At 33.0% G+C, this 23,050-nt stretch carries 24 protein-coding genes; 5 read left to right on the plus strand and 19 right to left on the minus strand.

Annotation, left to right across the window (positions count from 1 at the left end; all coding sequences use genetic code 11):
- Positions 1-85 precede the first annotated feature (85 nt).
- Both HM986_RS11935 and HM986_RS11940 read left to right on the plus strand, forming a co-directional pair.
- On the plus strand, positions 86-313 hold the full coding sequence (locus HM986_RS11935; RefSeq protein WP_020896762.1) for a hypothetical protein: 228 nt from the start codon (positions 86-88) through the stop codon (positions 311-313).
- Entirely contained in the window at positions 313-882 is a 570-nt protein-coding gene (locus HM986_RS11940; protein WP_179335320.1) for a phosphatase PAP2 family protein, read from the plus strand. Before HM986_RS11935 ends, HM986_RS11940 begins: the two co-directional genes overlap by 1 nt.
- Here HM986_RS11940 and HM986_RS11945 read toward each other — a convergent pair.
- From HM986_RS11945 to HM986_RS11970, 6 genes are all read right to left on the minus strand, one after another.
- On the minus strand, positions 869-2,479 hold the full coding sequence (locus HM986_RS11945) for an ArnT family glycosyltransferase (RefSeq protein ID WP_179335321.1): 1,611 nt from the start codon (positions 2,477-2,479) through the stop codon (positions 869-871). The genes HM986_RS11940 and HM986_RS11945 overlap by 14 nt on opposite strands.
- Positions 2,472-3,095, minus strand: a complete 624-nt coding sequence (locus tag HM986_RS11950) for a lipid-A-disaccharide synthase N-terminal domain-containing protein (RefSeq protein WP_179335322.1) — start codon at positions 3,093-3,095, stop codon at positions 2,472-2,474. The genes HM986_RS11945 and HM986_RS11950 overlap by 8 nt, the downstream gene beginning before the upstream one ends.
- 1 nt (position 3,096) lies before the next feature.
- Complete coding sequence (locus HM986_RS11955) at positions 3,097-3,822, minus strand: glycosyltransferase family 2 protein (RefSeq protein ID WP_179335323.1); 726 nt, start codon at positions 3,820-3,822, stop codon at positions 3,097-3,099.
- Positions 3,823-3,901: 79 nt separating this feature from the next.
- Positions 3,902-4,492, minus strand: a complete 591-nt coding sequence (locus HM986_RS11960) for a hypothetical protein (RefSeq protein ID WP_179335324.1) — start codon at positions 4,490-4,492, stop codon at positions 3,902-3,904.
- Between the two features lie 29 nt (positions 4,493-4,521).
- Positions 4,522-5,601 (minus strand): methylmalonyl Co-A mutase-associated GTPase MeaB, encoded by a 1,080-nt coding sequence (gene meaB / locus HM986_RS11965; protein WP_179335325.1) that lies wholly within the window; start codon positions 5,599-5,601, stop codon positions 4,522-4,524.
- A gap of 11 nt (positions 5,602-5,612) precedes the next feature.
- Positions 5,613-6,182, minus strand: coding sequence for a DUF2911 domain-containing protein (locus tag HM986_RS11970; RefSeq protein ID WP_179335326.1), 570 nt, complete (start codon positions 6,180-6,182; stop codon positions 5,613-5,615).
- 269 nt (positions 6,183-6,451) lie between these two features.
- On the opposite strand from HM986_RS11970, the gene HM986_RS11975 reads away from it, so the two are divergent.
- Both HM986_RS11975 and HM986_RS11980 read left to right on the plus strand, forming a co-directional pair.
- Positions 6,452-6,976: an RNA polymerase sigma factor gene (locus tag HM986_RS11975; protein ID WP_179335327.1), complete on the plus strand. Its 525-nt coding sequence runs from the start codon at positions 6,452-6,454 to the stop codon at positions 6,974-6,976.
- Between the two features lie 30 nt (positions 6,977-7,006).
- Positions 7,007-7,693: a peptidoglycan DD-metalloendopeptidase family protein gene (locus HM986_RS11980; protein WP_179335328.1), complete on the plus strand. Its 687-nt coding sequence runs from the start codon at positions 7,007-7,009 to the stop codon at positions 7,691-7,693.
- Here HM986_RS11980 and HM986_RS11985 read toward each other — a convergent pair.
- Positions 7,690-8,970, minus strand: a complete 1,281-nt coding sequence (locus tag HM986_RS11985; RefSeq protein WP_179335329.1) for an APC family permease — start codon at positions 8,968-8,970, stop codon at positions 7,690-7,692. The two genes, HM986_RS11980 and HM986_RS11985, sit on opposite strands and share 4 nt — an antisense overlap.
- Positions 8,971-9,048: 78 nt before the next feature.
- Between HM986_RS11985 and HM986_RS11990 the strand changes: the two genes are divergently transcribed.
- A complete protein-coding gene (locus tag HM986_RS11990; RefSeq protein ID WP_179335330.1) occupies positions 9,049-10,005 on the plus strand; it encodes a lipid A deacylase LpxR family protein in 957 nt (318 codons plus the stop codon).
- Between the two features lie 31 nt (positions 10,006-10,036).
- Here HM986_RS11990 and HM986_RS11995 read toward each other — a convergent pair whose 3' ends face one another.
- From HM986_RS11995 to HM986_RS12050, 12 genes are all read right to left on the minus strand, one after another.
- Positions 10,037-10,447, minus strand: a complete 411-nt coding sequence (locus HM986_RS11995) for a hypothetical protein (RefSeq protein WP_179335331.1) — start codon at positions 10,445-10,447, stop codon at positions 10,037-10,039.
- A gap of 57 nt (positions 10,448-10,504) precedes the next feature.
- Entirely contained in the window at positions 10,505-12,412 is a 1,908-nt protein-coding gene (locus HM986_RS12000; RefSeq protein ID WP_179335332.1) for a S9 family peptidase, read from the minus strand.
- 356 nt (positions 12,413-12,768) lie between these two features.
- Positions 12,769-13,329, minus strand: coding sequence for a hypothetical protein (locus HM986_RS12005; protein WP_179335333.1), 561 nt, complete (start codon positions 13,327-13,329; stop codon positions 12,769-12,771).
- Between the two features lie 148 nt (positions 13,330-13,477).
- Positions 13,478-14,317: a hypothetical protein gene (locus HM986_RS12010; protein WP_179335334.1), complete on the minus strand. Its 840-nt coding sequence runs from the start codon at positions 14,315-14,317 to the stop codon at positions 13,478-13,480.
- A 147-nt stretch (positions 14,318-14,464) separates the two neighbouring features.
- Entirely contained in the window at positions 14,465-15,109 is a 645-nt protein-coding gene (locus HM986_RS12015; RefSeq protein WP_179335335.1) for a porin family protein, read from the minus strand.
- A 176-nt stretch (positions 15,110-15,285) separates the two neighbouring features.
- Entirely contained in the window at positions 15,286-16,458 is a 1,173-nt protein-coding gene (locus tag HM986_RS12020; protein ID WP_179335336.1) for a hypothetical protein, read from the minus strand.
- A gap of 573 nt (positions 16,459-17,031) precedes the next feature.
- Positions 17,032-17,796, minus strand: a complete 765-nt coding sequence (gene map / locus HM986_RS12025) for a type I methionyl aminopeptidase (RefSeq protein ID WP_179335337.1) — start codon at positions 17,794-17,796, stop codon at positions 17,032-17,034.
- 200 nt (positions 17,797-17,996) lie between these two features.
- The gene (locus HM986_RS12030) at positions 17,997-19,874 is read right to left on the minus strand and encodes a T9SS type B sorting domain-containing protein (protein WP_179335338.1); all 1,878 of its coding nucleotides are present in this window, start codon (positions 19,872-19,874) and stop codon (positions 17,997-17,999) included.
- 161 nt (positions 19,875-20,035) lie between these two features.
- On the minus strand, positions 20,036-20,632 hold the full coding sequence (locus HM986_RS12035; protein ID WP_179335339.1) for a hypothetical protein: 597 nt from the start codon (positions 20,630-20,632) through the stop codon (positions 20,036-20,038).
- A 179-nt stretch (positions 20,633-20,811) separates the two neighbouring features.
- Complete coding sequence (locus HM986_RS12040) at positions 20,812-21,414, minus strand: hypothetical protein (protein WP_179335340.1); 603 nt, start codon at positions 21,412-21,414, stop codon at positions 20,812-20,814.
- A 146-nt stretch (positions 21,415-21,560) separates the two neighbouring features.
- Positions 21,561-22,118, minus strand: coding sequence for a hypothetical protein (locus HM986_RS12045; protein WP_218841434.1), 558 nt, complete (start codon positions 22,116-22,118; stop codon positions 21,561-21,563).
- A 414-nt stretch (positions 22,119-22,532) separates the two neighbouring features.
- Positions 22,533-23,036: a hypothetical protein gene (locus HM986_RS12050; RefSeq protein ID WP_179335342.1), complete on the minus strand. Its 504-nt coding sequence runs from the start codon at positions 23,034-23,036 to the stop codon at positions 22,533-22,535.
- Between the last annotated feature and the right edge of the window lie 14 nt (positions 23,037-23,050).

The raw sequence follows: 23,050 nt of genomic DNA on the forward strand, positions 1-23,050 counted from the left end.
ATTAATCGAGTAGCTCATTCAAAATCTATATATTTGCAGCTTAAGTTGAAAAACTGCAGACGTTCAAACACAAAATTCAAAACAAATGGAATTACCAAAATTCATATTAGGAGACAATACAGATTATCCTAATGCCATATTTATTATACATACTGAATTTCCTCGTTTTATTATTAATCTTGAAGATGACGAAGTAGAGTGGTTTGAAGAATTTGATCAGCATGATGAAAAGGAATTAGAGACCGAAACTGAAAATTACATTCAGCAAGCTACGGACTTTTATGATAGAGAAATTGCGAGATACGACGATTAATGCTAGAACAACTTATACAGTACGACAAAGAACTATTTTTATACCTTAATAATTTAGGATCGGATACATGGGATGGTTTATGGTTGGTTATTACCGATAAACTTACTTCAATACCGTTGTACGCTGCATTGTTATTTGTAATTTATAAGAAATTTGGCTTAAAAGCCCTATTATTAATGGTATTTGTAATTGCAGGTATGATTGCTTTTACAGACCAAATGACCAATCTGTTTAAAGATTCGTTTCAACGACCAAGACCTTGTAGAGCAGAAGGAGTTATGGATGTAGCTCGTTATATTGCACCACGCTGCGGTAAATATGGCTTTTTCTCAGGGCATGCGTCTAATTCAATGTCTACCGCAATTTTTGCAGGTTTGTTATTGAGACCCTATTTTAAGAATCTTATCTATGTGATGGTTATTTGGAGCCTAGTTGTAGCTTATAGTCGTATTTATATCGGAGTTCATTACCCTTTAGATTTAATCTGTGGGTTGAGTTTTGGAGCTATTGCAGGCTTTGGGTTTTATAAGCTAAACTTGTATCTTATAAATAAATTTATTTCAAAGTAACTAGATATAGTTGATTTACTAATCGCGATTTGTGATCTCTATCAGAAAAATTTAGATCATATGTATTTACAAATTCAATCGTATAAAGCTTCGCTAATTCGTTAATCTTTTCAGGATTTGTTGTGGACGTTAAGAGTCTAAATTGTTTTTCTTTAGGAAGTTCTATACCTTCTTTAGTTTTAATACTTGGAATTTTATCACCGTAATTATAAATGGCTTCAGGTGACACGCCTTCTAAAGTGTAGAGCGGTATATTATCTGTTGCTAATTTAGTAAATGATTTGTAATCTGGTTGTGATTGCACTTGCGCTAAAGGTAAAACCAAAACACCTACGCTGAGCATAAAGGCTATGATTAAATAGAATGTCGTTTTAATGTTTTTAGCCCTTAGATGTTTGAAAATAAAGAAACCGATAATTGCTAAAACGATACTTGAAGCGATAAACCTTATCAAGACAATTCCGGTTAAAAGCGGTCCCAAAAAGAAGCTGGTAATCCAAAATAATACACCGATACTACCTATTAAACCAAACTGAAAATATACAGGAATCTTTTCTTTTTTAGTCTTCAAATTTTTGAATTCACGAATTATATAGTCAATATAAAATCCAATATTTAAAGCTAATGGAATTAACACAGGCATTAGATAACGCGATTTCTTTTCAGGAATTATAGATAATAAAATCACGGCAAAAATTGTCCAAAAGAAAGTAAAGCGATATGCTTTTAGATTAATAACTCTTGTTTTTAAGTAGGGATACAGTAAACTAATAAATGCAGGTACTGTCCATAAACCACTCTGAATAAAGAAGCTCCAATAATAATAGAATGGCCTAACGTTATAGCTGTGCCAATTAGAGGTTTCGCGTTCTGCAATAGCCGAAAAGGTTTCAGGATCAGCAACTCTAACATGTAGGTACCACCAACCACCTAAAACAATTCCGAAGACCAAAAGACTAAATAATTTTAGAAGATGAAGCGCTCCTCCTTTTAATTTAAAAGCAATTCCATATGCTATTACAAAAGGTAAGAAAAGTACATAAAGCGAAACAGGTCCTTTAGATAAGACCGAAGCTGCTAAAAATAATACTAAGAGTAAACTCCTTAAAATTGTGGTTTTTTGACTTTGAAAGAGAATAAATAGTTGATATAGTGCCATCAACATAAATCCGTGTGTATAAATATCCCAAGGTGCCTCAATCGTAATGCCTAAAATATAAAAAGACGTTAACGCAATAAACCCATTGATTAAACTGTGAGATTTCGTTAATTCTAATTTTTTTGATAACAAGTAAGTTGAAATTCCAATACTAGCCACAAATAGTAGCGCCGGCCAGCGTAAAGCCAAAATAGATTTTATACCAAATAAATAGCCAAAAACAGCTGTTATCCATGTTGGTAATGGTGGTTTTTGGTAACGAGCTTCGCCGTTTAGGGTGGTTAATATCCAATTGTTATCGGTGAGCATTTCTCTAGCAGAGATGAAATTTCGGGCTTCCATAATGGTTACCGGAATCGCATCTATAGTGAACCCTAGCATTACAATTACAAAAAGCAATAGACTCGGTATCGGATATTTTTCAATCAGCTTAATCATTTGTGTGTCTAATTAAATATGCGTTACGAGCGTAGATCACTAAACCAAATAAATGACCTACAAATAGTACAGGATCTTTTCTTATAGTGGCATAAGTTAATATTAAACCCGCACCAATTAAACTTAGAACCCAAAAACCCATCGGTAAAGTCGATTCTTTGTTGCGTTCAGAATGAATCCACTGGTACACAAAACGTAATGTGAATACAATTTGAGCAACAATTCCTAAAACTAATAACCATGTCGGAATATTGGTGTTTTGAAACAGTAACTCTATATCTATCTGATTGTTATTGTAATAAAATACAACAATTAAAATGGGAACAATAAAAAGCAAATACTGTACAATTTTTGGGAATTTTTGCCATTGTCCTTGCAGTTGTAAATTCCTAATATATATGAAATAGGTTAAACTCTGACCTAGCATAATGGCAAAGTCTAAACGTAAATAACCATAAATAAATAATAAAAATGACGCAATTAAACTCAGCGTCCAAAAGGTTTTTGGAGTGATAACTTTACGTTGTTTTTCAGAAGTTATCCATTGTATAATAAGCCGAGAAGAAAATAGAATCTGGGCTAAAAATCCAATACTGTAAATTATCCAGTCTTTCAAATTAGAGTTTTTGTTTGCTTGATTTTGCTACCTCGTAATTAATATATTTTTTCTTCATCCACAGATATGCAAAACAATCCATTAAAGGCCCAAGTAATCTATTCCAAACCCCAAATTTTGCCGTACCGGCCATTCTAGGAAAATGTTGCACCGTAATCTGTGTAACACGTCCATGCTGTAGCATAATCATTGCTGGTAAAAAACGATGCAATCCTCTAAACATAGGAATCCGTTTAGCATAATCGGTTCTTATAACCTTAAGAGGACAGCCAGTATCGTCCATGCCATCATGAGTAAAAGCCCTACGAATACCGTTTGCAATTTTAGACGACATATTCTTAGTAAAAGAATCTTTTCGATTAGAGCGTACTCCTGTAACTAATTCGTAAGAATCTATATGTTCTAAAAGAATATTAAAATCTTCTGGAGCGGTTTGTAAATCAGAATCGATATAACCAACCAATTCAGAATCTACGTGGTCAAAACCTGCTTTTATAGCAGCACTCAAACCTCTATTTTCCTTAAATAATATGTATTCAAAAGCGTCGTTACGTTCGCAAATAGCTTCAATTAAAGTCTGGCTATTATCACTAGATCCATCATTTACAAAGAGTATAGATGTCTCAACCGTAGCGATTTTAATATATTTTAAAAGTTCCGATTCTACACGTTCTAAATTTTCCTCTTCATTATAAACGGGAACTATAATAGTGAATTGATACGTCATGCGCGATATTGCTTTGTCGGCACAAAAATATCGTTTTTTTGTGTTACAGCGCAAATCTTATGATTTAAAGTAAATGGTATTACTCTGTAGATTCCATTTTTAGTCTTGCGTCATCTGTTATTTTCTGTAATTCTAAATTCTCAGGGTCTTTCATTTCGTTTTTTACCGCTTTAACATACTCTGGGAAATCTCTGAATTTAAGCTCTAAAAGTGTTTCCGATTTTATGAAGAAAAACGAGATGCCAACCGTAGAAATTATAGAAAGACGAATTAAAAGTGTTCTGTAAAATCTATTTTTATGTGTGAAAAATTTAAAAATGACAACAATAACTATTGGTAATACACTAGCTAACCCTATCAGTAAAGTGATATTACCATAAGGCCATCTTTGAAATTTAAATAGAATACTTATTGAAAGTATGGATAAAACAAGTCCAGTTCCCATAGCACCAATTATGCGTAATATGCTAATGTCTTTGTAAGATTCCTTTTTAAATAAATTTCTAAATCTAATTTGATTTAAAAGCCCAAAGCCGAATACAAAGTAAAGCATTGATAATAGTAGCGCTAATAACGTAATAAGTAGAGCGGCATAAGGATACGTAAAGCATAATCGCAATACCATTAATAGGAATATCGCTAAACCAATACTAATTTCAGTCTGTTTCATTATTTTGGGTAGTTGTTTTGATGCGCAAATTAAAGAGAAAGCAAATACTCAGCAGCAGCAAATGGCGTTGTTTTTCCGACTTCAACTAGTTTGATTTGTAGTGGTAATTCCATTTTAATTTTGGAGGCGTTGTAAAAATTAGACTTTAAGCGGTCTTCAATAGTTTGAAGTAACCAAAATTTATTCTGATTATTTCTATTGGTTTCAAAATACTGATTCTCTAACGTGGTTTTGGTATAATCTTCAATCATGTGCCAAACGTCAGCTATGCCTTCGCGTTTAAGTGCACTACATAATGATACTTTTGGAGACCATTCAGAAGACTTAGCAGGATATAAATGCAACGCTCTATTAAATTCTACCTTAGCCATTTTTGCGGCTTTTAAATTATCACCATCAGCTTTATTGATTACAATGGCGTCGGCCATTTCTATAATACCGCGTTTAATACCTTGCAATTCATCGCCGGCGCCAGCTAATTTTAGTAACAAAAAGAAATCGACCATGCTATGTACAGCGGTTTCACTTTGACCAACTCCAACGGTTTCAATAATAATGGTATCAAAACCTGCTGCTTCACATAGAATAATAGTTTCACGTGTTTTTCTGGCTACACCTCCTAAAGAATTTCCGGAAGGAGATGGGCGTATAAACGCACTGTCATTCTTAACCAAATCCTCCATACGAGTTTTATCTCCCAAAATACTACCCTGACTTAGACTACTACTAGGGTCTACGGCTAAAACCGCTACTTTTTTTTGTAAAGATGTGAGGTGAATCCCAAAAGCTTCGATAAAGGTACTTTTTCCAACACCAGGAACACCTGTAATCCCTATTCTAATAGATGTATTAGCATAAGGCAAGCATTTGGTTATGATCTCGTTTGCTTTTTTAGTGTGTGAAGGATTTGTACTTTCAATTAAGGTAATAGCTCTACTTAAAGCGGTTATATTTCCCGAGAGAATACCAGAAACCAAATCATCGACTGAAATTATTTTTTTCCGATTCGCTTTTATGATTTTGGCAACATTAGGACTTAAACTATCTGGTGATGGAACACCATCTTGTTCATGCAAAGCAGATTTGTATGTCTTGTTTTTTTTAACCACCTAAAGTCCGTTTATCTCTCTGTTCTAGATTCTTTAATCTCAATAGGCACTTCAATTAGCGTATTATCCCATGCCATGGTTAAATTGAGATGACCAGTTTTATTATCAAAAGCAATAGTAAAACGTTCTACAGTAACGTCTAATTGTTGTGTTGGAACTTGGAATTCAAGCGCATCGTAATTAGGATCCCACATCGGTTCCATTTTTTCGTCAACACCCCAATCGTACTGTTTAGAGTTAAACATTACTTTCCATTTATCTTTCATGGGTACGGTCCAAATCGTATATTTTCCTTTTTTTAATTCTAAGCCATCAATGATAAGCGATTGGTTAGTTTCAAAAGTGGTTGCTTCATTTGCGCCTGTTCTCCATACTTTATCAAATGGTACTAAGGCTCCAAAAACATCTCGGTCGCGTTTAGAAGGTCTGTTATATTGAACTTTTAAATTTAAATCGTTAAGCGAAATTTCTGCAGAATCTTTCGGGCTTAATCGCGGCGAAAAAATGTTTTCTACAAATGCAGAATATAGTAGCAAGCCTAATGCTAAAATGGATAAGATAATAAGGAGGCGTTTTAACATAGTTGTTAATCTTAAATAATTTGGGTTAAAATTAAAGTGCAAACTTATGCATTCAAGATTTAAAGATAATTCAAATCCCTAACTTTATAGATGTCAAACGTTGAATTTTATGGAAATCTTATAATATTGAAAATATTTTGAAGATTCTTGCAACACTTCAATTTTTATGTCGTCTTTAAGGTGTAACCAATCAAAAAAAACAAATCAAAATCAGCACGTTTCAAATTCATATTGTTGAAAAATGCAGACAGAACGATAGACAAGCGCAAATGCAATTGTATAATCAATACTGTGATGGCATGTTAGTCGTCGCACTTCGTTTTATAAAAGATACGATGGAGGCCGAAGATATTGTTCAAGAAGCGTTTATTAAAGCATTTTCAAAATTAGAACAGTATAAAGCGGAAGTGAGTTTTGGAGCATGGCTAAAACGTATTGTGATTAATAAATGTATTGATGTTTTAAAGTCTAAACATCAGTATATGTTGACCTTAGAAGATTCTCATTTGAATGTCGTAGAAGAAGATACTGATAAGGATTATGCTGTGGAAGATGACATTACGCTAGAAGCTATAAAATTAGCGATAGAAACATTACCCGAAAAATATAAGGTTGTGGTGTTATTATATTTAATAGAAGGCTACGATCATAAAGAAATATCTGAAATTTTAAGTATTTCTGAAATCGCATCTAGAACACAATTATCGCGAGGAAAACATTGCCTTTGCTCAGCAACCACTACTGAATCTAATATTTTTAGAATCTGTTTACTCTTCCTGTTTTCCATAAGATAGATTTCCTATTTTTATGGAAATTTTGTTTTTATGCTATTTTCTTCTTTTGAAAGTTTCTTACAGTCCGTTGAAGCCCATCCTTTGGTCGCTCCTTCAATACTAAAATCATCCTATATGTCTTTGGATTTATCCGTTGATAACACGGCATTGCAAACTGTTAATGTTTCAGATGCTGATGATTTAGAACGCTTTATTTGGAAATATATGAAATCTAATAAGGCTAAAATAGCTTATGGTGGTTATCTCGAAAAACGAGGGATTTACCAACGGAGTACTTATTTTAATCAAACAAATCTTGAAACCGAACGTAACATTCACTTAGGATTAGACTTATGGATTGAGGCTGATACACCCATTTATGCACCGTTATCAGGAACGATTCATAGTTTTAAAAACAATACCAATCATGGCGATTATGGACCGACCCTCATTTTAAAACACCATATAGAAGGGGTTGAATTTTATACCTTGTATGGCCATTTAAGTTTGGCATCCATTGAAGATTTAGACGTTGGAGTAGAAGTAACCCAAGGAACTGAAATAGCTAAACTCGGCACCGCTGAGGTTAATGGAGATTATCCTCCGCATTTACACTTTCAGATTATTAAAGATATTCAAGATTTTAGTGGTGATTATCCTGGAGTGTGTAATCAACTCGATTTAGCCTTTTATAAAAACAACTGTCCTAATCCTAATTTGCTATTGAAGCTATATTAAGCTTTCTTTTCAGAAGTTTTATAAATCCATTCTACAATAAAGCACAACCCAATAATTCCAAGAGAGACCAACACTCCTGTAAGATTCGATTGGTATTGTTGATTAATTAAAACCACTAAGGCGATCAGGCACAATATACAGCCACTTATTGGAATGATTTTATTGCTGCCTGTAGTTTTAGCACATTTAAAACCTACCCAATTGACAATTCCAAAAATGAGAATAAACCCAACGCTTCCTGCCGTTGAAATACTTTCTAAGTCTAGAATGTTGACTACAACTAATGTTGCTATTGCGGTAATTAATAATCCTATCGGCTGATTCCAGAGTTTAGAGGTGAAATGATGTGGCAGTTCATCATCTTCGGCAATTTCAAAATTCACACGGCTGCCTCCATATAAAGAGGCATTTATCGCAGAGAATGTAGAGATTAATGCCGCAATGGTTATAATGGTGAATCCGACCTTACCAAGCATAGGTTTAGCCGCTTCGGCCAAAACATAATCTTCTGCGGTGGCAATGGTGTCAAAAGGCAATGAGCCCACCGTCACAATAGCGATGATTATATAGAGTACAATGACAAAGATTACAGAGTAATAGTAGGCTTTTGGGATGTTCTTTTCGGGATTTATAATGTCTGGAGCTGCATTGGCAATGAGTTCAAAACCTTCATAAGCGACAAAAATCACCATGCCTGCTGCAAATAATTGTACGGGTGATTCCCAATTGGAAATGGCCAGTTGTGATAGGTTAGGGTTTCCAATAAGGCCGTAAGCACCAATACCAATAAACCCAATTAAAATGATTAGTTTTATGATGACGGCATAGGATTCTATCTTTCCTACGACAGCAATACTATAATAATTTATCGCTGTGGCGAGGATGATTATGGCACTAGTGTAGATATGAAAATCAATAGTTTTGTTCTGTGTCAGTTCTAACAAATTAGGGGCATACGACCCAAAAGCAGAAGCGTAAAGTGAAAGCATAATAATATAACTCACCCAAAGCAAGTTATTAATAGCACCACTAAAAATAGACACTCCAAAGCCTTGATTAATAAACTTTACGGTGCCCCCACGATCTGGATATTTTTGAGATAGTTTTACATAACTATACGACGTGATTAATGCTAAAAGTCCAGCACATAAAAAGGCTACAGGTGTTCCGCCATGTGCGATAGAAACGGCTAATCCGAGGACGGCAAAAATACCACCACCAACCATGCCACCGATACCGATAGAAATCGCGTCTTTTAAACTTATTTTGTCTGCCATGTAAATGTGCTAAGGTGTTTGTACTAACATCAAAATTAAGGATAAAACCGTAGTTCTTGTATTCTCGTAAGTATTTGTATGAATATACTACGAATTATCATTCTTCTTTTACTTCCATTAGGTCTGTTTGCTCAAAAAATAGACCATGCTGTTTCATACAGAACTATAGAGAAAGACCGTTATTTCAGGTTTCATTATGACAATGATTATTTTGCTGCTACCGACGAGAATTATACACAAGGTTATAGTTTTGAATTGGTGTTGCCTGGTTTAGAACAGAATCCTGTGAATCATTTATTTTATAAGCCTAAAGATGTAACTACGAAATACGGCTTGGCTATTGAACATATTGGGTTTACACCCAATGATTATGTCAGTGAAGCGATTCAAGTTGGGGACCGTCCTTTTTCATCTGCCATTATGTTGAAGAGTTTTACCATGGCCACAGATCAAAGTCGTAAGACCAAACTATCTCAAGCTTTGAGCTTAGGGTTAATTGGTCCGGGTGCTTTTGGTAAGGAGATGCAAGTTGGCATACATGAAGCGACAGGAAATAAAGTCCCAGGTGGTTGGGATAACCAGATTAAAAATGATGTGGTGTTGAACTACAGAGTCGACTATGAGAAACAGCTGTATAGCTATAATGATGTATTCACGTTTCAAGCGCAGTCGTCTTTACAATTAGGTACTTTATTTACAAAGGCGTCTGTAGGGTTTCATAGTACCGTTGGAATTATAAACTCAGCGTTTTCTTCCACACCAAACACAAAGGGGTTTCAATTCTATGCCTACGCACATCCTATGGTTAGTTTAGTTGGTTATGATGCCACATTGCAAGGCGGTTTGATTACTACAGATAGTCCATATACGATTGCTTCTGGTGATGTGGAGCGATTTACAGCACAATTCAATTACGGGCTCGTATTAAAAACGAAAAGCCTATATTTTGAATATACCAGATCTGCCATCACTAGAGAATTTGAAACGGGGTCCTCAGCCAAATGGGGAGGGATTAGAATTGGGTTTACGTTTTAAATAAGCGTCTAATTCTGATAGTACGCGTCTATTAAAAATTCTTGTTTATCTGTTTTTTAGTCAGAATATGTCCTAAAATGAAGCCCACAATCGCAAATACGCCATCTGAAAGCGTAAACCATAGTTCTTTTGGTAACATCACGATATTAAAGAATGTAGCCGCAAGCATTAACACCCCAACGATGTAACTTGGTACGATACTGGTTTTAGATATTTTGGCTGCTACAAACATTCCAATTAGCACTCCAACGAAATGGGCAATGACGACACATATTTTGATGCCCACAGGAATCTTATTCATGTTGTTGCTCAGCCAGTCCATATTCAAAGGGTCTGCGCCATCTGGCAGAGGAAATAGGTTATGACCGATTAGATTTTCGATGAGGTAAACCGTAAGTGATGCTGCGATAAAGCCAATAATGGTCGCTAATACATTTCTCATTATTCCAATTGATTAGTGGTTATTATAAATGCTATGTGTATTTAAAGGTATGAATTATTATAAGGTTTCCTTTAACCACTTAAAAAATTCGTGTTGCCACACCAGTGCATTTTGTGGATTTAATACCCAGTGGTTCTCTTCAGGGAAATATAATAATTTGCTTTTTAAGCCTAATAGTTGTGCCGCTTGGTAAGCGCTTAACCCTTGTTCAATTGGCACTCTGTAATCTTTTCCACCTTGAATGATTAACATTGGAGTATTCCATTCCGCAACCTTGTTCACGGGGTTAAATTCATTATAGGTCTTTTGTGCCGTTTTATTGTCTTTGTCCCAATACGCTCCTCCAAAATCATGATTCACAAAGAATAATTCTTCGGTGGTGCCATACATCGATCTGGTATCAAAAACACCATCGTGAGAAATGAATGTTTTAAAGCGATTGTTGTGAATTCCGGCTAAGTAAAATACGGAATAGCCACCAAAACTGGCACCAATAGCACCCAATCGGTCGTTATCTACATAGGGTTCTTTTGCGATATCATCAATAGCAGACAGGTAATCGTCCATTACTTGGCCTCCCCAATCTTTACTAATATCTTCATTCCATTTTACACCATGTCCTGGCATACCACGACGGTTAGGTGCTACGACAATATAGCCTTGTGACGCCATGAGCTGGAAATTCCAACGGTACGAATAAAACTGAGATAAGGGTGATTGTGGTCCACCTTGCGCATATAATAAGGTTGGGTATTTTTTTGTCGCATCAAAATTAGGAGGTAGAATGACCCAAACTAACATTTGTTGGCCATCGGTTGTGGTGACGTAGCGTTTTTCGACTTTAGGTAAATCGACACTATCGTATAAATCCTTGTTGATGTTGGTGAGTTGGGTAAAGCTTTTCTTTTTTAGGTTGAAATTATACATATCAGCCGCATGGTTCATGTCGGTTCTGGTTACCACTAAGGTATTGTCTTTTTGAGCGATAATACTGGTCACATCAAACTGCCCTTCTGAAAGTTGTTCTACTACCGGAGCGATACGTTTTTTACCTGGATAATTCACTTTAAAAAGTTGAATGGTGCCGTCTACAGGTGCTGTGAAATACACCGTGTTGCCATCGTTACTCCATAGAAAGCTTCTGACGGTGCCATCCCATTGTTGGGTTAGGTTTTGTTGTATGCCGTTGTTTAAAACTATGATGTCGTTTTTATCGCTTTCGTAGCCATCGGTTTTCATTTGTAACCACGCCAATGCACCCGTTGAAGCAAATGCCGGATTGGTATCGTAGCCTTTGTTATCTTCTGTAATGTTCTCCGTGGTTTTAGTGGCTAAGGTGTATTTGTAAATGTCCGTATTGGTGCTGGTAGCATAGGCTTTACCTTTTAGCTTTTTACTGACGTAGTAAATGGCTTTACTGTCTGGCGACCAGATATAATCTTCATCACCACCAAACGGTTTTTGAGGGGTGTGATAAGGTTCGTTAGGCATAATGTCTATGGCTGAGGTATCCTCTTCACCGACTTTTTTATAAAACAAATGGTTGAAGCTGCCATCGCTCCAGGTATCCCAATGGCGAATGTCTAAGTCTGAAAATATATACACATCAGACTTGTCTAGATGCTTGTAAGCGTCTGTTCCCTTTATGTTTTCGATATGAACCTCGTTATTAAATAACTGATAGTTACCATCTGCAGAGGTGTTTTTGTCGGTTGCTTTGACGTCTTCCTCTTTTATTTCTACGATAGCACCACCATCTACAGGCATTTTAAAGTACTTAGAATCGTAACTATTGTCTTCAATATTAGGTGTTTTTACGGTGAAGAATAGGGTTGTTCCTCCGCTATCTAAACCCATAACACTAAGGCGTTCTACTTGCCATAATAATTCTGGGGTCATTGTTTTTTGTGCGATCATTAAGTTGCTTGTCAGGATTAATGTGAAAATAAGGAGGGTGTTTTTCATAATGGCTCATTCAATTATTTGCAAGTGTAAAGTTAAGAAGATTTTTCTATTGCATGGAACGGTAGTGTCAGTCTTCTGTGTTTTTGCGGTAGGTTTATGGGTTGTATTTCCGTCTTAGTTGCGGTGGATTATTGGTGATTTGGGGTGAAACCGCTCTAAACCTTTGGTATCACTCGCTTTAACCTTGCTTTAACCATATTATAAGCACGCTATAACCACGCTATAACCTGTATTTTTTGATGTGCGTTTTTTGCATGACAATGGGTTGAGTTTTGGTGGAACGCTATATTGATTGGACGCGTTACGTTATGGCATTGGAACTTGGATTTAGAACCGTATGCTGTTGCTAAATGCTATTATTTCAAGGGAATTGTGATTCCAACGGCCATGGCTCCAACGAATTGTTTTACAGAAGGTTGAAAGTAATAGGTGAATCCTACATCTACGTTATTGTTTTTTCCTAATTCTAGCCCGAATGCTAACGGGATGTGATAGATGATGCCGCCTTTATCAATATAATCGTAGTATGTGAAGGTTTGAAATTTACCGATGGACGTGCCTATTCCTAGTTCAAGATAGGGAGCTACCCAAGGAATTGGTGCTCTCAGTCGTGCTTTTCCTCCAAGTAAAAAGGCTTTGGATTCTGCTATTTCATCGGTGGGATTATTGTTTAAATCTTCGCCATTGGAATTGGTTATGATGACACCAACATAAGGTCTTAATTCAAACCAAGACCTGACTTTTAGTACGAGTTCTCCTTGTAGCAGCAGACCACGATCAGCTACGTCATCTATGCTGTTATAAGGGACACTAATGCCATATCCGATGAGGGCATTTATTGATTTTTCCTTTACAAACTGTGCGCTTGCGATGTTTGAAGCAAGAAGGATTATGAGGATTGTTAGTGCTTTTTTCATGAGGTGTGGTTGGCGTTTTAGGGTTTGGATGGTTAGGTGGTTTAAGTAACTAATTTGAGGAATACAAATCGAATAGAACAACAGCAAGGATTTTTGTAAGTAGGCTAGAACTAGCTTTAAATTATATACGGTGTTGTAAAACGTTTTTTTAGAATGGTAAATCGTCAGGACTAATATCGTCCTTTATATTATTTCTTTTTTCAACTCTTAAATTTGTTACGTACCTTTTCCAATAATAATTTCCTACAGTTGTAAACCTGTAATAAAAGTCATTTTCCTCAACAACTTCTTCTACGATTTCTTGCATTAAAAACTTTTCCTTAATAATCTCGTTTATTCCGTTTGGAAAATTTCTATTATTTCTAATTGAAACTCCTACGTCTTTAAAATAATCAAAAAGGTCAGTTTTTTCAAATTCGCTAAATTTCTTTTCTAAAGTTGATATATTCAATTCAGAATTATTTTCTTTAGCAGAGTTTTTAAATTCGTTAAGTTCTTTTTCATATTGGTCAATTTCCATTTGTTGAATTTGTAGACTTTCCTCTCTTTCATCTAATTGATTTCGTAATTGTTTAATTTGATTATTGAAATCTGCTTTATCTCTATAACTTGCTTTAAAGTCTTCTAATTTACTTTCGGCTATTGCAATTTGGTGCTTACCTTCGTAATCATAAATGGTTTGTTTAAGTAAATTATTTTTTCTTCCAATTGTAGATTTTCTAATCAATTCATCAACTGCCCACATAAAATAGGGAAGTATAATGACATAAATTAAAGCAATTATAAAAGGAACTAAAAAGTAAGTTTGAAATGAAGAATAGTGGGTAATTATATAATCAATTCGATTTTCTACTTTCTGGTCAGAAAATAAGAGTATCATTATCGGACGCCAATTAATTGCAATCCAAGAAATAATAAATGTTCCGATTAAAGGGTTTTTTATTCGTTCTCTAGAAGCATCTAAAAATGATTTAATAATGTCTTTCATTGGTTGGTTTCAAATGTTTTACAACGGTTTTGTGTGGTTCAGTAACTAATTTAGCAAACTTTTACGAACCCGTGAAAATTCCTTAGGTATTTTTGCTAGTAGAGAAGAATCTAGCAATTAATTATACACGGTGTTGGCAAATCGTTATTATATTCCTAAATTCCAACCGACTACTAATTTTATAGTATTAGTTTTTACTTTACCTCCAACGTGCTTTGGAACATCTCCTGTATCTATAATTCCAAAGTCATCTCTTATTTCAATTGTTAAGTCATTTTTCTCATTAATTGAAACTTTAGTTCCAATTCCGAAAGAAAGTCCAAAATCAATATTTTTTTGTTCAGTTACAATATCAGTATCGTCATTTGGATAATCTGAATCAATTTCATTATTTAATAAATAGTTGAAAAATGGTCCACCATTTACAAAAAATTTAGAATTTCCAAATTCATATTTTAATAATATTGGGATATTTATGTATTCATAAATTTCACTAAAACTTTCTTTTCCAGTTTCTTCAGCTTCGTAATTAAAGTATGTTAGTTGCAGTTTCTTAATTTTCTTTTCGTAATTTATATTTGCCTTAATGGATAGGTTTTCTTTTAGATAGTAATCAAAAGTAACTCCAAATAAATAACCTACTTTAAAATTATTATACTTTGCATATTCGTGACCTCTAACATCTGGATAATTTATTCCTGCATTTATTCCAATTTTGAAGTCATTTTGAGCACTTAAATTCATTGAAAATATGAATCCAATTACGATTAATATTAAGTAACTTTTATTCATATGTTTTTATCGTTTTGAGTGAGTTTTGTTTGCCAACGTGTTTGTGTATGGTTAGTTGCGTAGTTTAGCAACTAAGTTAGCAAACTTTTACGAACCCGTGAAAATTCCGCAGGAATTTTCGCAAGTAGGCAAGAACAAAGCAATTAATTATACACGGTGTTGGGCATAGTTATTATTTAATTCTCATTATCAAGAGTTTCGTCTATTAATGTTAATCCAAACATAATTTCTTTTGTTAAATCTTTTAAAGTAACTTCTGTATTTCTTTTACTAGTATTGAACTTAAGATTTATTGGTGGCCAATTCATAATTTCTTTTAGCATTTCTGCTGTTGAATTCATTGCATATTCCATAGAATCACGAAAAGCTATAGTATTTGACTCTATGTCATGTTCATCAATACCTCCATAAGATTTAAAGGTCAAATATAAATCTGATGTTACTTTACCAACCTCTTTTAAATTGTCAGAAAAATTAGGTAATACAGAGTTTATTTCATCGTTGAATTCATCTAATTCATTAGAGAGTCTATTAACTACTTTTTTTGCCTTAGATAATTTTAGTCTAGTATCTTTTATGTTATTTGCTTGATTAATTTCTTCTGTTCCTTTATTTAAATTCTTTGTTAGTTTTTCAAGATAATTTGTAAGGGTTGACAAATTGATAGTAATTTTATTAAAGCACTCATATCCATTTTCATTAATTTCAAAAACATCAATATCTTCGAAGTTGCCTTTTGTTGAATTTTCAATTTCATCTATTAAAGAGACTATATTTTGATATTTAGTGTCTTTCTTAGGTAAAAATATTTCTGTTGAAGTTTCAGTATTTTCTTGTTTATCAATAAATTTATCTTTTATTAAACTAGATAAATTTAATCGAAATAAAGTTTCAAAATTCTCAATACTTTCAAATTCTTTATAAAGAAGTTTGTTAGAAAGTTCTTTTTTAAATTCCATTATACCATCTAATTCAGACGTATTTATAGCATTTAAATTATTAGGTGTTGCAGTTTTAAAATATATTAATTGTTGCTTTTCAGGATTTTTTATGGCTCTATTAATTTCTTCTACAGTTCCTGATTTATCTCTTCTAGTTGGTGTACCTAATTTCATCCATAATATTCCAATCAATATATCATAGTCAATTTGATTATTAATTATTTCTTGTCCATCTTCACCAATGTCAGTATAAGTATCTTCATTCCAATGTACAATTTGTATTATGAAGTTACTGATTTTTCCAAAAGTTTTATTAAATTCTTTTACTATAACTTCTATGGAATTAAGTTCATCTTTAATGTCTCCAGGACAAGATATAAATAGATTTATTTGATTTATTTCTTTCAATTATTATAATGATTTTGAATTAAGTTTAAATTTCAGTTATTATTATTATTATTATTGATGTTGCGTTAATTATGCCCAACTTGTTATATGAGTACAATCATTCACGTTATCCCTATCTTAATACCAGATAACAACAGTTATAGCCCTCCATTCTTAGTTTATAAAACTACGCAATACTTTGCAAAGTTTAGTACGTGACTTTACGTATATTTCTATAAAAATAAGGTAGTTATGTGAATTATGGTTACTGTTTTCCGTAATGCTATAAAAAAAACGAAGCGGTTGCTGAGCATTTTAGGTGATGGTTGTAGGCGTTGGCTGGTTTTTGGAGCTGTCTAAGTGCTGTATACGCTCATTGTAAATAGATTGATGCTTGGTTCTAATGCTTTTCGATACATGCCGACAGAAAAGTCGGCACACTCGAAGTGACGGTGTGGGAGGGTTTTATATGCGTTGGTACATAAGTTGCAGATAGATCCGAGCGCAGAAATCTTGTGAAGCTAAATTCTGCGAGGATTTTGGTAAGTAGGCTAGAACTAGCTATAAATTATATACTGTGTTGTAGCCAGTTATTTAATTCCAAATTTCATTCGATGCTGTTAAAATGACAGGATATTTATCAGTTACAAGTATTGTTTGTTCGTGTTGGGTTACATATCCACCTTTATTGCCGACTAAAGTCCAACCGTCATTCAGTTCTACAGCAACAGTTGAATTTGTTGAAATAAAAGTCTCTATTGCTACTGTTGTGTTTTTTTTGAACCTTTCTCTGTTACTTTTAACTCTGTAGTTTAAAATATTTTCAGGCTTTTCGTGTAGACTCCTGCCGACTCCGTGACCAGCCAAGTTTCTAATAACTTTAAACCCTGACTTTTTTGCTTCAGTTTCTATTAAATATCCAATTTCAGAAATTTTTACTCCGCCTTTGATATTGTTTATAGCTTTACGTAGAATGCTTTTAGAAGCATCAACAAGAGGTTGGTGATTATGAATGTCCTTTCCAAGAACAAAAGAGCCACCATTGTCAGACCAAAAACCGTTAAGCTCCGCAGAAACATCAATATTAATTAAATCTCCTTCTTTCAATATTTTTTTATTTGATGGTATTCCGTGTGCAGCTTCTTTGTTTATACTTATACAAGAATAACCAGGAAATCCATAAGTCTCATAAGGTGCAGATTTAGCTCCATAACTCTTTAAAATTTCACCTCCATATTCATCAAGCTCTTTAGTTGACATTCCAACTTTAGCATATTCCCTCATTAATTTTAGTGTAGTTCCAACAACTTCACTAATTTTTTTCATTCCGATTAATTCAGATTCCTTTGTTATTGACATTTCTTTTTTTTTAATTGGCTACAACGTGATTGTGTATGGTTTACTTCGTCTGTTCGCTGCGCTCGGGTGTTGCGTGTTTTAAGCACTAAAGTTAGCAAATAAATCACTGATAGAGAGTCTGAGAGGACTTTTGTAAGTAGGCTATAACTAGCAATGAATTATACACGGTGTTGGCAGTAGTTTTAATTGCTTATTTATACTTATCTCTTCAAAGTAAAATGTCCAGTTTTTTTAATTCCAGAGTTTGTTGTAAAGAGAAACCAATAATCTGATGATGGAAGTTGTAATCTATTGTAAGTTCCATTCCAACCAATATTGGAGTATGGCTTGAAAGTATATAGTAACTTTCCATATCTATTAAAAATTGTTATTGTAGATTCTCTTTTTACTTTTTCAGATACTCCTTTTATATTCCAAAAGTCATTAATACCATCGTTATTAGGTGTAATAAATTTAGGAAATACAATACTTGTTAATGATTCATTATTAATAAAACAATCTAATTTTAAATAAAAATTGGATATTCCAACGCAACCTTTTTCATCTGTAACTTTAATGAAAATTTCCTGAATTTGATCCTGCAAATAGTATATCTCAGATATTTGATTATTGCTTGTCTCTGCATCTATATAACTTAAATAATAAGACGTTTCAAAACTTCCTTCATCTATAATTATGTCATTTTCAATATCATTTAGGTTGAAATAACCAATATCGTCTTGATCAAAATAACAACTCTCTAGAAGTGTAGGGGATTGAATATCAGACAAGGGTAGTAAATTTGGACGAACATTATTAATTACTTGAAAATTATAAATTAAGTTACAGCCACTATTATTTTTTTCTACACTTACAAATAAAGTTTCAATATTTTGGGTGCTCTGATATTGTGTTAAAATTGGATTTACTGTGGGATTAACTTCAGGGTCTACATTATAATATGTGAAGGATAAATTATCATTACCATTTATTTGCATTTGCATTGATACTTGAGTCAAGTCAAATATATTATATGTGTCTTCATAACACATTTCTAAATTTATTGGTTGATTAGCATTTGGATACGTAGTAATAACAATATCTAATGGGAAAATATCGTACTCACCTGTTAATGAATTTTCTATTCTGATATAAATGGTTTGGCCTCCAACTATAGTGTTTGTCCAATCTCCATTTATCTCATTTATATTATTTTGGGCATCATCAAGAGTTATATAAGTAGCTGTAGTAAATACTATTGCTTCATGTCGCCCAGCTGCTCCATACCACTCATCTTCCGGATTTGAATTTTGAATAATATCGGTAAAAGTGAAATTAGTTAAGTCTATTTGAAATAATTTATTTGGGGTTATTCCATATAATTTTCCTAACTCTGACGCCAATCCATAAGTTTCATTTGGAAGTTGCCCTAAATCAATGTGAGAAATATAGTCTCTTTCATCATTTACTGTTACTTCATAGAGTCTGTAATTATCTCTAGATAACCTCCAAGAAATATACATTTTATTATTTAATAATACAAAATCTCCTCCAGAACTTCCGGTTCCAAATTCATGCCAATGTTCACTGCTAAATATTCCTGTTGGAGAAATATTTACTCTCAAAACATAAGATTCTGTTCCAAGTCCAATGTACAAATTATCTAAATCATCAAATGATAGTGCGTTACTTTTAAAATAGGAATAATTAGAGGAAAAGAAATTACAATTATCATCTAAAGAAGAAATAATATCCCCATTACAGAGAAATATTTGTTGATTTGAATCTATTGCTATATCAGTGAAACCTCCACCGCCTTCTGATTGACATAAAATTGTACTATTCGGATTGTTAGATGGTGAATTAACAGAGTAAATATTACCTTGTGAGGTCGAAATTAAAACTTCTTCTAAAAAATAATCATTTTCTGCTCCAACAGTTTGTAAAACATAATTTTCAATTTCTTCAATGATGAAATTGGAATAACCATCTCCATTATCATCGCAAAGATTTATTTCTAAATTTTGGGAACAAACTATATTTGTTGCTATTATTATTAATAGTATGGTTAGAAAGAACCTCAAAAATTGTATGTTCATAATTTTATAATGTGGGGAATTACTGCCAACGTGTGTGTGTGATTAGTAGCGTGGTTAAGCAACTAAATTAGTAAATAATTACTGACCAAGAAAGTCCGCGAGGACTTTCGTAAGTAGGCGAGAACAAGCCATTAATTATACACGGTGTTGTAAGCTGGTTTTTATTCATTTTTCCATTTTTGTATTATTGTTAAGGCTGAATCTAAACTCACTTCTTTTATTGAAGGAAATTCGGGTATGTCTTTATATAAAATTTCATTCGCAGCTGTTCCACATAAGTATAAATTATTCTTTTCAGCGTACTTATACATACTGTCAAGTTTCATTTCATTTGACTTTCTTTTTTCGTCAGTTGCTAAAGAGTCAAAAAGTATTATTGAATATTCTTCTAATTCATAATCATAGGTCAGATATAATTTAGATTTTATGTTTGCATTTATATTTTTTGAATAAATATCAGTTTCAAATACTTTATTTTTGGTTAATGAGCTAATTAATAAATTTTTGTCAATTTTCAATTTGTCATTTGTTTCTAATTCAAACTTTTTCTTGACTTTAAAATTTGGATAAATTAAAGTATCAGAAGCTTTAATTTCAGATAGAGAACTATCTTTTTTTGATTCTATCCAAAATGAGGATTCTTTTCCAATCCAATTTTCGTTTAATTCAGTAAGACCTTTAGCTGTTTTTTCAGTCGTCTTATCACACGAATAGAGAATGGCGATTGAAATGATTATTATAAAGTTCCTAATTTTCATATGAGTATTCAACTTGCTTACAGCGTTGTTGTGTATGGTTAGTTGCGTGGTTAAGCCACTAAGTTAGCAAACATTTACGAACCCGTGAATATTCCGCAGGAATATTCGCAAGTAGGCAAGAACCAAGCAATTAATTATACACGGTGTTGTAAATAGTGCTTTAATTTTATATTCTACAATCATTTATTCAGGTTGTAGAGTAAAGTTTCACTTTCTTTATCTTTAGTTTTTCTAACTAAGCTGCCTATTTTGTTTTTGAAATTAGTATCGTCCGTAACATAAACAGGACAACTAATGTGTATATGCTTAGTTATTGTATTTAAAGGATAATCTTTGTCCATGGTTGGATATAAAATATCATCCTCTAAAACACCCTCAATAAATTGTTTTCCAGTTTCTTTAAATTTATATTCATAATAAATTGAGTCAGGCGTATTCGAGCCAAAAAGTTCAGAGTTTGGGTCATCAATTATTTCTTGCAAAGAATCTCTAATAGGTCTCTTAGAATAGTTCAAGTAGAAGGTAAGTATTCTTATTGTATCTTTCTCGTGTTCTAGTTTGCTTGTTATACTGTCAATATCGCTATCAGCATTGTATAGTAAAAGTCCTCTATAAGTTTTATTTACTTGAATTGTATCAGCATAATATAATTCGAATTCAAATTCCCCTTTCTCATATTCTATATCTTTGTTTTCCGATTTATCATAATCGTTACAAGCTAAAGCCAAAATCATTAATGATAATGCTAGGTAGATTTCTATTTTGCGTTTGAGTGCTCGCATTGTTTACAACGTTGTTGTGTATGGTTAGTTGCGTGGTTAAGCAACTAATTTAGCAAACTTTTACGAACCCGTGAAAATTCCTCAGGAATTTTCGCAAGTAAGCTCTAAAAAGCAATTAATTATACACGGCTTAAGTATGCAGTTTTTTAATTTTCAATTCGTTCATATTCCAATTTGTTATTTTCCATTGAGAGTGAAACAACCATAATAATTGGAACGTATTCATCTCTCTTAAAATATGACTCTCTTATGAATTCTTCATTGAACTTATAGTTCACATAGTATGATTTATTGCTAACAAGTTCATTTGGATATTCATAGCATAGAAAAACACAACTGCTTTTTCTTGTTTCAAAATTTTTCCCGTTTTCAATTTCAAGAATTAAACGGTTTTTATCTTTTTCAGCGATTTTTATAGTCGTTTTCTGAAACCGTTCAGGCATTCCTGTAACTTCGTTTTCCAGAATTTCAAAATCTTCTAAAAGTTCAATATTCGCATAGTCCAGATCTTTCTTAACATCTGTTTTAGAATGTGAAAATGAATCAATAGTATTTAGAAATAAGAAATATACGCAGAAGAAAATTATAATTCCACTTATTAAAAGCCCGATTTTTGACTTTCCCTTTTTCCGCAACACGAAAAAAATAATCGATGACAAAATTAGAAGTAGCAAAATTATCACATACACAATCAAAACTCCCATTCCCAAAATTTTCTAATTTTTATTTTCAATTCTTAAATTCGTTGCTTGTGCTCAAATTGCATACAACGGTTTGTGTATGGTTAGTTGCGTGGTTCAGCAACTAATTTAGCAAATAAATCACAGATAGAATATTCCGAAGGAATGTTCGTGAGTCGCAAGTACCTAGCAATTAATTATACACGGTGTTACCAACAGGTGTTTTGTCACATTAACTAACAGAGAACTCTAAATAACTCTTCTTATTTAATACATAATTTTAGACCTAAGTTATAGTATTTTGAATGGAACAAATTAAATATATAATAAATCTACTTTTTTCATTACTATATTTGAATTTAAAATTAAAAAAAATAGCTTGGGTCCATGACCAAAGCTATTTTTTCTCGACTTACTCTGTTAATGTGATACTGCAACCTATTCTTTCTTCCCTTTCTTTGTTGTAATAACTATAGCTCCATTTGCGGCATTGTATTTTTTTATAGCCTTCTCATCTTTAAAAACTTCTATCTTTTCTATATCATCAGGTGATAATTTATCTAGCGTTTCTTTATTAGATACTTTACCGTCAATAATTATCACTGGTGTTGTGCCTTTAAAATTAGTTTTTCCGTTGGTTTTGTCTAATTCATGTTTTTTATTGGTTGTAACAAGTATGACTCCATTGGGTGCATTATATTTTTTTATGGCTTTATCACGTTTTATTACAACAACACTAGCAATCATATCAGTATCTATTAAGTCCATACTAAAATCGAATTTTTTTCCGTCAACATAAATATCTGGTTTAGCCCCTTCTTTTGCCTTTACATGCAGCTTTTCCTTCTTTTGGTTATCCTTTTTTTCTATTTTAAATTCTTGTGCTTGCATTAACGAAATTGAGAATAATAGAGCACATACCGTTAAAATTAAATTTTTCATGATTTTAAATGTTT

Source organism: Winogradskyella costae (assembly GCF_013403865.1).
Classification (GTDB): Bacteria; Bacteroidota; Bacteroidia; order Flavobacteriales; family Flavobacteriaceae; genus Winogradskyella; species Winogradskyella costae.

Bases quoted from the DNA above. Each gene is read 5' to 3' on its own strand.
- HM986_RS11935 (WP_020896762.1), top strand. From the start codon at position 86: ATGGAATTACCAAAATTCATATTAGGAGACAATACAGATTATCCTAAT.
- HM986_RS11940 (WP_179335320.1), top strand. From the start codon at position 313: ATGCTAGAACAACTTATACAGTACGACAAAGAACTATTTTTATACCTT.
- HM986_RS11945 (WP_179335321.1), bottom strand. From the start codon at position 2,479: ATGATTAAGCTGATTGAAAAATATCCGATACCGAGTCTATTGCTTTTT.
- HM986_RS11955 (WP_179335323.1), bottom strand. From the start codon at position 3,822: ATGACGTATCAATTCACTATTATAGTTCCCGTTTATAATGAAGAGGAA.
- HM986_RS11960 (WP_179335324.1), bottom strand. From the start codon at position 4,492: ATGAAACAGACTGAAATTAGTATTGGTTTAGCGATATTCCTATTAATG.
- HM986_RS11970 (WP_179335326.1), bottom strand. From the start codon at position 6,182: ATGTTAAAACGCCTCCTTATTATCTTATCCATTTTAGCATTAGGCTTG.
- HM986_RS11975 (WP_179335327.1), top strand. From the start codon at position 6,452: ATGCAATTGTATAATCAATACTGTGATGGCATGTTAGTCGTCGCACTT.
- HM986_RS11980 (WP_179335328.1), top strand. From the start codon at position 7,007: ATGCTATTTTCTTCTTTTGAAAGTTTCTTACAGTCCGTTGAAGCCCAT.
- HM986_RS11985 (WP_179335329.1), bottom strand. From the start codon at position 8,970: ATGGCAGACAAAATAAGTTTAAAAGACGCGATTTCTATCGGTATCGGT.
- HM986_RS11990 (WP_179335330.1), top strand. From the start codon at position 9,049: ATGAATATACTACGAATTATCATTCTTCTTTTACTTCCATTAGGTCTG.
- HM986_RS11995 (WP_179335331.1), bottom strand. From the start codon at position 10,447: ATGAGAAATGTATTAGCGACCATTATTGGCTTTATCGCAGCATCACTT.
- HM986_RS12000 (WP_179335332.1), bottom strand. From the start codon at position 12,412: ATGAAAAACACCCTCCTTATTTTCACATTAATCCTGACAAGCAACTTA.
- HM986_RS12005 (WP_179335333.1), bottom strand. From the start codon at position 13,329: ATGAAAAAAGCACTAACAATCCTCATAATCCTTCTTGCTTCAAACATC.
- HM986_RS12010 (WP_179335334.1), bottom strand. From the start codon at position 14,317: ATGAAAGACATTATTAAATCATTTTTAGATGCTTCTAGAGAACGAATA.
- HM986_RS12015 (WP_179335335.1), bottom strand. From the start codon at position 15,109: ATGAATAAAAGTTACTTAATATTAATCGTAATTGGATTCATATTTTCA.
- map (WP_179335337.1), bottom strand. From the start codon at position 17,796: ATGTCAATAACAAAGGAATCTGAATTAATCGGAATGAAAAAAATTAGT.
- HM986_RS12030 (WP_179335338.1), bottom strand. From the start codon at position 19,874: ATGAACATACAATTTTTGAGGTTCTTTCTAACCATACTATTAATAATA.
- HM986_RS12035 (WP_179335339.1), bottom strand. From the start codon at position 20,632: ATGAAAATTAGGAACTTTATAATAATCATTTCAATCGCCATTCTCTAT.
- HM986_RS12040 (WP_179335340.1), bottom strand. From the start codon at position 21,414: ATGCGAGCACTCAAACGCAAAATAGAAATCTACCTAGCATTATCATTA.
- HM986_RS12045 (WP_218841434.1), bottom strand. From the start codon at position 22,118: ATGGGAGTTTTGATTGTGTATGTGATAATTTTGCTACTTCTAATTTTG.
- HM986_RS12050 (WP_179335342.1), bottom strand. From the start codon at position 23,036: ATGAAAAATTTAATTTTAACGGTATGTGCTCTATTATTCTCAATTTCG.